The organism is Candidatus Polarisedimenticolia bacterium (assembly GCA_036004685.1).
Taxonomy (GTDB): domain Bacteria; phylum Acidobacteriota; class Polarisedimenticolia; order Gp22-AA2; family AA152; genus DASYRE01.
This window is the reverse complement of the sequence record DASYRE010000006.1, coordinates 1-12128: the sequence shown is the minus strand read 5'-3', so window position 1 is coordinate 12128 and position 12128 is coordinate 1. Positions and strand designations below refer to the sequence as shown.

Sequence of the window (12128 nt, the reverse complement as noted above, 5' to 3'; positions counted from 1 at the left end):
CTCGATGGCCAATCTCCGGGACATCCGCACGCGCATCCGAAGCGTGAAGAACACGCAGCAGCTCACCTACGCCATGAAGCTCGTGTCGGCCACGAAGCTCCGCCGGGCCCAGGAGCGGATCCTCTCCGCCCGCCCTTACGCCCGGCGGATGCTGCAGGTGCTCAACAGCCTGGCCGCCCGCGCGAATCCGGAAGGACATCCGCTCCTGGCGCGGCGCGGCGACGGCCGGGTGGAGCTGGTCGTGATCACCGCGGACCGGGGACTGTGCGGCGGGTTCAACGCCAACATCGTCAGGGCTGCCCTCGAGGAGATGGGGCGGCGCGAGGGCCAACAGCTGACGCTCACCCTCGTCGGCAAGAAGGGGCGCGACTTCTTCCGGCGCCGGCGGGTTTCCGTCCGCCGCGAGCTGGTGGACATCTTCCGGAACGTCACCTACGCGCACGCCGCCGAGCTGGCCCGCGAGCTGATCGACGGCTACGTCGCCCTGAACCTGGACGCCGTGTACCTCGTCTACAACGAATTCAAGTCGGCGATTCAGCAGCGGGTCGTGACGGAAAAGCTCCTTCCCATCGAGCAGCTCGCCCTCGAGGGTCCCGGGCCCCCCACCGATTACATCTACGAGCCGGAGGAGAAGGAGCTTTTCGACCGGCTCCTGCCGAAACACGTGGAGATCCAGGTCTACCGCGCGCTGCTGGAGTCGGCCGCTTCCGAGCAAGGCGCCCGGATGGCCGCCATGGACTCGGCGACCAACAACGCCGCCGACATGATCGAGAGCCTCACCCTCAACATGAACAAGGTCCGCCAGGCGGGGATCACGAAGGAGATCCTGGAGGTGGTCAGCGGAGCCGCCGCGCTCGAATGATCCCTCCGGGCTTAGGGAGAATCGCCGAATGAGCCAAGGAAAGGTCGTCCGCATCATCGGTCCCGTCATCGACATCGAGTTTCCGGAGGATCACCTCCCTCCCATCTACAACGCCGTGCGAATTCAGGGGCGTATGGGAGACGGCGAAGGAGAAATAGACGTCACGGCGGAAGTGGAGCAGCACCTGGGGGAGAACCGCGTCCGGTGCGTGGCGATGGAGCCCACCGAAGGGATGGTGCGCGGCATGGAGGCGGTCGATCTCGGCGAGCCGATCTCCATCCCGGTCGGGCGCGAGACGCTGGGCCGGGTGATGAACGTGATCGGCAAGCCGGTGGATCAAAAAGGGCCGCTCACGTCCAAGGAGAGGTGGCCCATCCATCGCGAGCCCCCCTCCTTCGAGCAGCAGTCGAGCGAAGTGGCGATGTTCGAGACGGGGATCAAGGTGATCGACCTCCTCGAGCCGTACATGAAAGGGGGAAAGACCGGGCTGTTCGGCGGCGCCGGCGTCGGCAAGACGGTGCTGATCATGGAGCTGATCAACAACGTCGCCCTCAAGCACGGCGGCTTCTCCGTCTTCGCCGGTGTGGGAGAAAGGACCCGCGAAGGGAACGATCTCTGGGTGGAGATGCAGGAATCGGGGGTCATCAACGCGGAGGACCCCTCCAAGTCCAAGGTCTCCCTGATTTACGGGCAGATGACGGAGCCCCCGGGCGCCCGCCTGCGCGTGGGGCTGACCGGGCTGACGGTGGCCGAGTACTTCCGCGACGCGGAAGGCCAGGACGTCCTCCTGTTCATCGACAACATCTTCCGCTTCACGCAGGCCGGCTCCGAGGTTTCCGCGCTGCTGGGCAGGATGCCCTCCGCCGTCGGCTACCAGCCGACTCTCGCGACGGAGATGGGCGAGCTGCAGGAGCGGATCACCTCCACCAAGCAGGGGTCCATCACCAGCGTGCAGGCGATCTACGTCCCGGCGGACGACCTGACCGACCCGGCGCCGGCCACCGCCTTCACCCACCTGGACGCCACCACGGTGCTCGACCGCGGCATCTCCTCGAAGGGGATCTATCCGGCCATCGATCCCCTGAAGTCCTCATCGCGCATCCTCAGCCCCCAGTACGTGGGCGAGGAGCACTACCGGGTGGCGCGCGAGGTGCAGAGGATCCTGCAGCGCTACAAGGACCTTCAGGACATCATCGCCATCCTGGGCATGGACGAGCTCTCCGAGGAGGACAAGATCGTGGTGGAGCGCGCGCGCAGGATCGAGAGGTTCTTCAGCCAGCCGTTCAGCGTGGCCAGCGCCTTCACCGGCATGGCCGGGAAGTACGTGACCATCCCCGAGACGGTGCGGAGTTTCAAGGAGGTGGTGGAGGGGAAGTGGGACTCGTTGCCCATGGCCGCCTTCATGTACGTGGGGAGCATCGACGAGGCGGTGGAGAAGGCGGAGCGGCTCAAGGTGGAGAACAAGTAGCCCGCCATGCCGCTCAAGCTCTCCATCACCACGCCGGAGGGGCTCGTGCACCAGGGGGAGGCGATGTTCGTGGTCGTGCCGGCCCTGGACGGCGAGCTGGGCATCCTCCCCCGCCACGCTCCCCTCATCGGTCAGCTCGGCGTGGGAGAGCTTCGGGTGCGGCCGGCCTCGGGGAAGTCCGAGGAGCGGTTCTTCCTCTCCGGCGGGTTCCTGCAGATCCTGAAGGACCAGGTGCTCGTCCTCGCCACGCGGGCCGAGCCCGCGCGGGCGATCGATCGCGCCAGAGCGGAGGAGGAGCTGAGGCGGCTCCGGGACGAGCCGACCCCTCCCGGGACCCCGGCCGACGCGCTCGCCGAGCGCTTGGAACTCATCCGCGCCGCGGCCGCTCGGGTCAAGGTGGCTTCGCGGGCGCGGGTGGCGGGGTAAACTGAGGCTGGCGGCTGGCGAGGGGGCTCGAGCGGAGGAAGAGGAGGCGGTTGCGGAGCCGTCAACTCGCCGCGTTCAGGTGGCTCAGGAGCTTCTCCGGGTCGACCGGCTTCACCAGGTGGACATCGAAGCCCGCCTCGAGCGCCCGGCGCCGGTCTTCCTCCTGGCCGTACCCGGTCACCGCGATGAGCCTCGCGTGGGCGGTCGTGGGGCTCTGCCTCAGCGCGGCGGCCACGCCGAATCCATCCATTCCGGGAAGCCCGATATCGCAGAGCACGATGTCCGGGCTGGTCGACCCCGCCGCCTCCACTCCATCGGGGCCGGTGTAGGCCACGAAGACTTCGTAGCCGCAGGCCACCAGGAGGAGCCGCAGGGTTTCGGCCGCGTCGCGGTTGTCCTCCACCACCAGCACCCGCAGCCGCTTCGAGGCCGCTCTGGTGGCGTGGGACCTTTCCAGGAGCGCGGGCAGCTCCGGCTCCCGCGGAAGCCGGACCGTGAAGCTCGCGCCCCTGCCCGCTCCCGCGCTCTCCGCTTCGATGCTTCCTTCATGGAGCGTGATCAGGCCCTTGGTCACCGACAACCCCAGGCCCAGCCCCCTTCGGGGCCGGTCAAGGGAGTGATCCGCCTGGGTGAAGGACTCGAAGATGCGGGGAAGGACGTCCGGCTCGATTCCGATGCCGGTATCGCAAACGGTCAGCACCGCCTCGTCCCCCGCCGCAAGCTTCACCGTCACCCGCCCCCCCGCCGGCGTGAACTTTCCGGCGTTGTCGAGGAGGTTGCTCATGACCTGGGCCAGCCTGGTGGGGTCGCCCACCACCCAGAGGGGGACCTGGGGTACCTCGGCCTCGAGGCTCACTCCGGAAGCCTCCAGGAGCGCTCGGTGGTCCTCGACGCTTTGACGGACGAGGCGCGCCAGGTCGACCCGCTCGCGGCGCAGGGTGATCTTCCCGTGCGTGATACGTGAGACTTCGAGGAGGTCCTCGACCATGTGAGTGAGGTGCTTGACCTGGCGTCCCATCACCTCCTGCATCTCCGCGACCCTCTCCGGTTCGTTCCCCCGCAGCTTGAGGAGGTGGATTGCGGTCTGGAGGGGCGCCAGCGGATTGCGGAGTTCATGTGCCAGCATGGAGAGGAACCGGTCCTTTCGTCGATTGGATTCGTCGAGGGACGCGATGAGTTGAACGTTGGAGATGGCCATGGCCGCCGAGTCCCCGAGGGACTGCAGGATGGCCATCTCTCCCGGAGTTGCCAGGTGACCCTCGGACCAGTACGCGCCGATGGCCCCGATGGGGTCTTCCGAGCGGATGGGAATCATGGCCAGGCTCTTGACGAAGGTCGGCCGGTAGGCCTCGTGGGGAATCCGGGGGTCCGCGTAGATGTCCGGGATGGCGACCTGTTTCCGATGGAGCATGCACCAGCCGGAGATGCAGGCGCTCATCGGGAACCGCCGGCCCTTCCACAGGGGGGAGATGGCGTTTTCCTCCACGTAGTGGCAGTGGCCGCCTTCCCGGAGCACCACCGTCACGCCGTCCGCTTCCGTCAGCTTCCGGGCAGCCTCCCGGAGGATGGCCATGACGGCGCTCATGTCGCGGCAAAAGGACAGCCGCTGGACAACCTCAACCAGTTCTGATGAAGGGGTCATTAAGGAGGCCGAGAATAGCAGACTCCCCCACCGGTTCTCAAGAAGGGATACCCGGTAAGGGGACCGAAGCTGGACGGCGTGCCTTTTATTCCTGAAGCGGCGGGAAGAGCCCGCGGAGGTCCGAACGCTCGAGGAGCGGGATCTCCCGGAAAGGCGCGGGGGGGAGCCCGGGGAGCGCCACTTCCCTCTCGATGGGATAGTACCGGTTGTAATCCTCCTGCGCCCGGCGGACCTCGTCGAGGGGGACCGTTTCGAGGAAGCGGAGCCACCTCCGGTTGAAAGCGCGCACCCGCTTCCTGAGTTCCCCCGCTCCGAACTCGCGCCCGCAGGGGAAGACCCACTTGAGGCGCTTCTCGCGTTCGGCGGCGATGGAGGCGTGGAGCTTTTCGACGAGGCACTCGAGGGCCCGGGCTCTCCGCATGAATGCAGGCACGCCCATGACCAGCGCGCGGGCGACCAGAGAGTCCCGGTCTTCGCCGCCGAGGAGAGGGCCCAGGGCCGCATCGCCGCCGGCTTTGCCGGGATCGATCGTCGGGTGGTCTTCCATGCTCTCCCTTAGTGCGGCGCCCCGTAGAAGGGGGGCCGAATTCGCCTCGGAAGCCAGCAAACCCAAAGATCTACGTGAATTCTGGGACACGACAAGAAATATAGAGGAAGACGTTTGAGCGAGCGGATTTGCCCGCAGGCGAGGCGCGCGAGGGAGGCGGCCTTGCGGAGCCGGCCGTCGACCGAGCGCAACGAAGCATCCGGGCAAGGACGCCGCTCAAATCGGCCCCTTTTTTACGGGGTGCTGTACTTAGCTTAGAGAGTCTACCCGCGGGGCCCGGCGCCATCTCCCTCCGGTATTCCTTGTCAACCTGCGCCGGGCGAGGTACCTTTCTCCGGTATGAACTGTCCCTGCATGCGGTTTCTGAAAAATCGGTCGTTCCTCCTCGCCGCCGGCCTGTTTGTGCTGGTGGGAGTCCTCCTCTTGGGGGCGGGTGCGTTCTCCGCCTCGAAGGATGCCGCGAGCGCCGGGGCCTGCCCGATGAGTGCCGGCCCTGTGACTTCCCGGAAGGGGCGCGAGCAGGATTCCTGCGAGAAAGTCCATGCTCTCTTTCGCAAGAAGGCTTCGGAGGAATCCCTGTGTTTTCCCCCCTCGATCCCCCCGAGGGGACGGCCGGTGCTTTCCCCCCTCGGTCCCCCCGAGGGGACGGTTGCGCTGCTTCCCGGTCCGGCTGCGCCGCCCGTACCTGCCGCAAGCGGTATCGAGTAGTACTCGGCGGCGGACCTGAAAGTCAGGTAGAGAGTGGGGCGCCCCATGAGCCCCGGGGGAGAAACGACAGGCGCGCCAGAAAGGGGCTCCCAAGTCACCTTGGAAACAGTTCCTTCCTACTCCCGAACCGCGCCTCCAAGCCAGCGCGCCTGTCGACTCCAATAAGAGCAAGAATCGTTCCAGTCGTATCACGGCATCTTCCGTTCCCTAAGAGGGCCTGGGGAATCACCTTTTCGACCGGCGAAGTTCCGGGCGGGACCGAGGACCCCCGGCACCTTGTAAAAGCCGCCGGCATGCGTGTCCCCCGTGGGACGCCGCGGGCAGCTTGCCTCTCACTTCCCGCGAGCTGGGTGAAAGGCTAAGATCCCGGCATGATCGATCCCCCGCCTGGGATCGCTCGGCCCAGGCCTCCCACCTGGGGAACCTGGCCTTCCTTGAGTCGACAGTCGACAGTCGACAGTTGACAGCGACGGACGACGGACGGCAGACGAAGTCGGGGGACCCATGACCGGTTGCACCTTCTCCTGGAGCGTGATCTTCACTCTTTCGGCTGGCACGCCGGCCGGAGAGGAGCGGGGTCCGCCCGCCCCGTTCCGCGCAGGCTTCGCCGAGCGCGACATCACCCCGGAGATCGGCATGGAGATGCCGGGGAACTACGGCAAGGTCTACGGCCGATCGGTGCATGACCCCTGCAAGGTCCGGGCGGCGGTGTTCGACGACGGCTCGAAGCGGGTGGCGCTGGTGGGCGTCGATGCGCTGATGCTCCGGCGGGAAACGGTGCTGGTCGCGCGCTCGGCGATCCGGGAGCGCTGCGGGATCGCGCCGGACCGGGTGATGATCGGCGCCTCGCATTCCCATTCCTCGGGCCCCACCGGCATGGTGCTCCCGGGGGAGTTCGACCACGCCTCCCCGGTGGTCCAGGACCTCGCCTACCGTAAGTCCTCGGCCGCGGACCCCCGCTACCTCCGGCGCGTCGAAGCGGCGATCGTGGACGCGGTGGCGGAGGCGAGCGGCAAGGCGGTGGAGGCCCGCCTGAGCTTCGGCTCGGGGAAGGAGGACCGGGTGTCCTTCAACCGGCGGATGCGCATGAAAGGCGGCGGCACCTTCACCCATCCCGGCCGCGGGAACCCCGAGACGCTGGGGTATGCCGGACCCATCGATCCGGAGGTCGGGGTCATCGGCGCCTGGGACAAAGGGGGAACCCTGCTCGGGGTGATCGTGAATTTCTCCTGCCACGCCACCACCAGCCCGCCCGGCTTCTCCGCCAACTGGATCCACTACCTGGAGCGGACCATCCAGGGCGGCCTGGAAACGAAGGCGACGGTGGTCTTCCTCCAGGGCGCCTGCGGGGACATCACCCAGGTCGACAACCTGAGTCCCTACGCGGACCCCTCGGGTGACCTGCAGGCCCGGCGGGTGGGAGGGTCGGTGGGGGCGGAGGCGATCAAGGTCCTCCTCCGCGCGGAGCCGGGCCACGGCGGGCCGGTCGATACGCTCTCGCGGGTCTTCAAGGTGAAGCGCCGGATCCCCGATCCCGAGCGCGTGCGGCGCTCCCTGGAGTTGGTAGAGAGGCCGGGGGCCGATGCCGACTCGGCGGAGTGGATCTTCGCCAAGGAGATCGTCCTCCTCGACGCCTTCATCGCCCGGCAGCCCGAGGAGGAGGTGGAGGTGCAGGCGATCCAGGTGGGGCCGGCGGTGTTCGTCTCGAACCCCGCGGAGTACTTCGTGGAACTGGGCCTGGAGCTCAAGCGGAGGAGCCGCTTCCCCTTCACCTGGGTGGTGGAACTGGCGAACGGCTGCTCGGGCTACGTCCCGACCGAGGAGGCCCTCGGCCCCGGCGGCGGCGGATACGAGACGCGCCTCACCAGCTACTCGAACCTCGAGCCCACCGCCGGCCGCGCCATGCTGGAGGCCGGCCTGGAGCTCTCGGGCCGCCTGACTCCGGGGAAGACGCCCCTCCCGCCCCCGGCCCCGCCCTTCAAGGCGCCATGGTCGTACGGAAACGTGCCGCCGGAGGTGCGGTGATGATTCGGGCGCCCTCTGCTTCAGCTCTCGTGCTTCTCTTCTGCATGGAAACCGTTGCGATCCGCGCGGCATCACCCCCCGGCGGGGCTGAGGGAGGAAAGGAGAAGTTCCTCACCTCGATTTCAGCATCGCCCGGCGGCGGATGGCTCGTGGTCACCATCGAGAAGCATCGACCCTTCCAACCTCCCGGCCCCCCCCGGGGACCAACGTGAGTCAGGCTGTCGGCCAGTGGGTCTTCCGGGCCGGGTTGAGCAAATCCGGGGCTACGCCGCAGGTCCTCTACGCACGCGAGGAGAAGGACGGGATCAGTTTTTTGCCTTCGACTCCGCCGCGGATGAGGTAGGTCTTCACCGGACTTCTCCTTGCTTCAGAACGGCTGGCTCGAACGACGGCGGATGTAGATCTCGTCGATCGCCGCGCGCTCGGGGAGCGACAGGAGGAACATCACCGTGCGCGCGATGTCCTCGGGCTGGAGGAGCTTCTCGGGGTGGAGATCGGGCCGGGCTTGCGCGGCCAGCTCGGTGTCCACTCCTCCCGGCAGGACGGCGCTCACCCGGACGCCGAATTCCTGGGCTTCCGCGGCCAGGGACTTGGTGAGGCCCATGACCCCGTGTTTCGATGCCGTATAGGCCGCCTGGCGGGGATAGCCCTTGAACCCCACCACGCTCGAGATGTTGATGATCGTCCCGCTCCGGCGGGGCTTCATGATCTTCAGCGCCTCGCGGGCGCAGAGGAAGGTGCCGCGCAGGTTCGTGGAGAGGACGCGGTCGAAGTCGGCTGCGGTAAACTCCTCGAGGGGCCCGAAGGCGCCGGCGCCCGCGTTGTTGACCAGGACGTCGAGACGGCCGAACCGCTCCTTGACCGCCGCGAAGAGCGGGAGCACCTCTTCCTCACGGGAGACATCGGTGGGCACCGGCATGGCCTCGCCCCCGGCCTCGCGGATCTCCCCGGCCACCGCCTCGAGCTGGTCCCCGCTCCTCGCCGCCAGGACCACCCGCGCGCCCGCCCGGCCGAGGGCGAGGCTCACGCTGCGGCCGATGCCCCGGCCCGCGCCGGTCACGATCGCCACTTGTTCCCGAAACGTTGCGAGCTCGTCTTTCATGGCCGCATATCGTAATCCATCCGCTGGGCGGTAAGATGCACCACTTCAGACATGGCCGACATCCGCCTCGTGATCCCGCCTCCCGTCCGGGAGAGCCTGGCCGCCGCCATCGACCAGGCGGGAGGGAACGAGGTCTTCTTCCTGGCGCGGCTCGCCTGGGACGATGAAACCACGGCCCGGGTGGCGGAAGTGGACGTGGCGGCGCGGGGCAATCGGAGCGCGGTCCCGGCCATCATCCGGCGGGCGGAGGAGTGGGACCTGGCCATCCACAACCATCCCAGCGGCCGCCTCGAGCCCTCGGAGGCCGACTTCGCGGTCGCCCATGAGCTGGCGAACCGCGAGGTCGGCTTCGCCATCATCGACAACCGCGCCGAGCGGCATTACCTGGTGGTGTCCCCCTTCCGGAAGGGACCCCCGGGACCGCAGCCCGTCGACCCGGCGGAGGTGGAGGCGGTCTTCGGCCGCGGCGGCCCCCTGGCCGGGGCGCTCAAGGACTACGAGGCGCGCGCGGGGCAGGTGGCCATGGCGCGGGAGGTGGCCGAGGCGCTCAACGGGAACCGGGTGGTGGCGCTCGAAGCGGGCACCGGCGTCGGGAAGAGCTTCGGCTATCTGGTCCCGTCGATCCTTTGGGCCGTGCAGAACCGCTCTCGGGTGATCGTCTCCACCAACACCATCAACCTCCAGGAGCAGCTCATCGGCAAGGACCTGCCGTTCCTCGAGCGAACGCTGAAGGTGAAGTTCAAGTACGCGCTGATCAAGGGCCGGGGCAACTACGCCTGCAAGCGGAAGCTGGCCGAGATCGAGAAGGAAGGGGTCGGAGACCTCGTCGAGAAGGAGGACGAGGTCCGGCAACTCCGGGACCTGATCGCCTGGGCCAAGACCGCGAGCGAGGGGAGCCTGGCCGAGCTGGGGGCTCCGCCGCCGGACCGGGTGTGGGAAAAGGCCATGTCCGAGACCGACAAGTCCCTCAAGGTGCTCTGCCCGTTCTACGGAGAATGCTTTTACTACCAGGCGAAGCGCGCGGCCTTCAAGGCGGACATCGTGGTCGTCAACCACCACCTCTTCTTCGCCGATCTTGCGGTGCGCCGGGTCATCGGCAACTACCAGATCGACCTGGTGGTGCCGGGCTACGAGCGGGTGATCTTCGACGAGGCTCACCACCTGGAGGACGTCGCTTCCCAGTACCTGGGGGTCCGCATCTCGCAGCTCGGGTTCAAGAGCCGCTTCAGCCGCCTGGTCTCCCCCCGCGACCGGAAGAAGGGCGTCCTGCCGCACCTGGCGAAGACCCTGCGCCGCGAAGGCGTTCCGGTGGCGGCGGAGAGGCTCGAGCGCGGCCTCCTCGCGGACCTGCCGGACATCGCCGCGCGGGTCGACGCAGAGCTTGGTTCTGCGCTGGCGCTGGCGCAGGAAGAGGCTTCTCGCGGCCGCAAGGACGTGGAGTACGGGACCGTCAGGGATCCCCAGGAGGAGGACCTGAAGATCCGCCTCACCGATGCCCCCGCCCAGGCGGCTTTCCGGGATGCGATCGACGAGCGCCTGCGTGCCGTGAGCGAGGAGATCGGCATCGTCGTCAAGGAGGCCGAGCGGGTCGTCGGCGCTCTGGAGAACGCCTCCTCGCTAACGGAAGAGCGCCGCAAGGCCCTCCTCTTCGAGCCGACGTCGCTTCGCGACCGGCTGGCGAAAGTGCGGACAGACCTGGAGTTCTTTCGCAGCACGGAGGAGAAGGGCCAGGTGCGCTGGGTGGAGGTGCGGGGGCGGCGCGGCGATCCACGCAGTCGGGCGGTGACCTTCGCCAGCGCGCCCATCCGCGTGGCGGACGACCTCAAGTCGGCGGTCTACGACCCGGTGCGGACGGTGGTCATGACCAGCGCGACCCTGTCGGTGGAGGGGAGCGTGAACTACCTGGGCGAGCGGCTGGGCCTCGATCAGATCGAGGAGGAGCGGTTCCGCTTCGGAGAGTTCCCCTCGCCCTTCGACTACCCGCGGCAGGTCCTGACCCTGGTGCCCGACGACTTCCCCGATCCCGGCTCGGGAGGTTACGAGGAGGCGGTGAGGGGGACCGTGCTGGAGGTGCTCTTGCGGAGCCGCGGCCGGGCCTTCGTGCTCTTCACCGCCTACGGCCTCCTCCGGCGCACCTGCGAGTCGCTGCGCGGGCCCCTGGCCTCCGCGGGCATCGGAGCGCTGTGCCAGGGCGAGAGCGGCCGGACCGAGCTCCTCGATCGCTTCCGCGAGGGGCCGCCGCGCGCGCTCTTCGGCACCGACAGCTTCTGGGAAGGTGTGGACGTGAAGGGCGAGGCGCTCTCCTGCGTGATCATCACCCGCCTGCCCTTCCGCGTCCCCTCCGAACCGCTGCAGTTGGCCCGCGCCGAGGATTTGCGCCAGCGCGGTTCGGATCCCTTCGCCTCCTTCACCGTGCCGCAGGCGGTGCTGAAGTTCAAGCAGGGGTTCGGGCGCCTGATCCGGTCCGCCTCGGACCGCGGAGTGGTGGTGGTGCTCGACCGCCGGATCATCACCAAACCCTATGGCCGCACCTTCCTCCGCTCTCTGCCGCCCACCCGCTTCCTGCGGGGCAGCACCGGGAAGGTGCTGCAGTCGCTGGGAGAGTTCTTCAGCCCGGGGGCTCCGCAGCGTACAATGCGTGGGGGAGGAGAATGCCCTGAACCCCCCGGTCGTTGATAGTTCATTGGCCCTGATCATTTTGTCCGCGGGGCGTTCCACGCGGATGGGAGAGCCGAAGGCGCTCCTGCGCTTCGGCAATTGGACCGCCCTGGAACTGGCGGTGCGCAACGCAGCGGCGGCGGGCCTGGGCCGGGTGGTGGTGGTGATCGGCCACCGTGCGGAGGAGATCCGGGCGGCGCACACCTTCGCCGGCATCGGGGTGGATTTCTCCTGGGTCATCAACCGGGCGCCGGAGAGCGAGCAGATCGAGTCCCTGAAGATCGGATTGCGGTCGCTGGAGAAGGAGCACTTGGAGGCGTTCCTCTTCCAGCCGGTCGACTATCCGCTGGTGACGAAGTTGGACTTCGCCGCTCTGGTCTTGGCGCACCGCGCGCACAGCGGACCGGAGAGGGTGTTCATCCCCACCTACAAGGAGCGCCGCGGCCACCCCGTACTCTGTCGCGCAAAGATGCGCGATGTCTTCCTCGACCTCCCTCAGGGCCGGACCGCCCGGGACGCGCTCGAGCTGGGAGGGATCGTCCACGTGGAGGTCCCCAACCCGGGGGTGGTGGAGGACATGAATACCCCCGACGACTACCGCCGCCTCCGCGACGTCTTCCGCCGCGAGCTCTCGGCGGGCCAGGCGCAGAAGGGGCGCATCGCCTAGCTCGATCCTATCTCCGCAGCCCC

9 protein-coding genes are annotated in these 12128 nt (G+C 68.0%); 6 read left to right on the top strand and 3 right to left on the bottom strand.

Annotated elements, in window-relative coordinates:
• Window positions 1–4 precede the first annotated feature (4 nt).
• From atpG to atpC, 3 genes are read left to right on the top strand one after another with little or no spacing between them, the layout of a single operon-like run.
• On the top strand, window positions 5–862 hold the full coding sequence (atpG, locus tag VGR67_00730; protein ID HEV8334926.1) for an ATP synthase F1 subunit gamma: 858 nt from the start codon (window positions 5–7) through the stop codon (window positions 860–862).
• Between the two features lie 28 nt (window positions 863–890).
• Complete coding sequence (gene atpD / locus VGR67_00725) at window positions 891–2330, top strand: F0F1 ATP synthase subunit beta (protein ID HEV8334925.1); 1440 nt, start codon at window positions 891–893, stop codon at window positions 2328–2330.
• Window positions 2331–2336: 6 nt separating this feature from the next.
• Entirely contained in the window at window positions 2337–2756 is a 420-nt protein-coding gene (atpC, locus tag VGR67_00720; protein HEV8334924.1) for an ATP synthase F1 subunit epsilon, read from the top strand.
• A 61-nt stretch (window positions 2757–2817) separates the two neighbouring features.
• On the opposite strand, the gene VGR67_00715 is transcribed toward atpC, so the two are convergent.
• Both VGR67_00715 and VGR67_00710 read right to left on the bottom strand, forming a co-directional pair.
• Window positions 2818–4341, bottom strand: a complete 1524-nt coding sequence (locus VGR67_00715; GenBank protein ID HEV8334923.1) for an ATP-binding protein — start codon at window positions 4339–4341, stop codon at window positions 2818–2820.
• A gap of 142 nt (window positions 4342–4483) precedes the next feature.
• Window positions 4484–4945 (bottom strand): hypothetical protein, encoded by a 462-nt coding sequence (locus VGR67_00710; GenBank protein HEV8334922.1) that lies wholly within the window; start codon window positions 4943–4945, stop codon window positions 4484–4486.
• Window positions 4946–6157: 1212 nt separating this feature from the next.
• Here VGR67_00710 and VGR67_00705 point away from each other — a divergent pair.
• Window positions 6158–7678 (top strand): hypothetical protein, encoded by a 1521-nt coding sequence (locus tag VGR67_00705; protein HEV8334921.1) that lies wholly within the window; start codon window positions 6158–6160, stop codon window positions 7676–7678.
• Between the two features lie 367 nt (window positions 7679–8045).
• Here VGR67_00705 and VGR67_00700 read toward each other — a convergent pair whose 3' ends face one another.
• Complete coding sequence (locus VGR67_00700; protein ID HEV8334920.1) at window positions 8046–8780, bottom strand: SDR family oxidoreductase; 735 nt, start codon at window positions 8778–8780, stop codon at window positions 8046–8048.
• Between the two features lie 51 nt (window positions 8781–8831).
• On the opposite strand from VGR67_00700, the gene VGR67_00695 reads away from it, so the two are divergent.
• Both VGR67_00695 and VGR67_00690 read left to right on the top strand, forming a co-directional pair.
• Complete coding sequence (locus VGR67_00695; GenBank protein HEV8334919.1) at window positions 8832–11456, top strand: helicase C-terminal domain-containing protein; 2625 nt, start codon at window positions 8832–8834, stop codon at window positions 11454–11456.
• A complete protein-coding gene (locus VGR67_00690) occupies window positions 11419–12105 on the top strand; it encodes a nucleotidyltransferase family protein (GenBank protein ID HEV8334918.1) in 687 nt (228 codons plus the stop codon). Before VGR67_00695 ends, VGR67_00690 begins: the two co-directional genes overlap by 38 nt.
• Window positions 12106–12128: the final 23 nt, after the last annotated feature.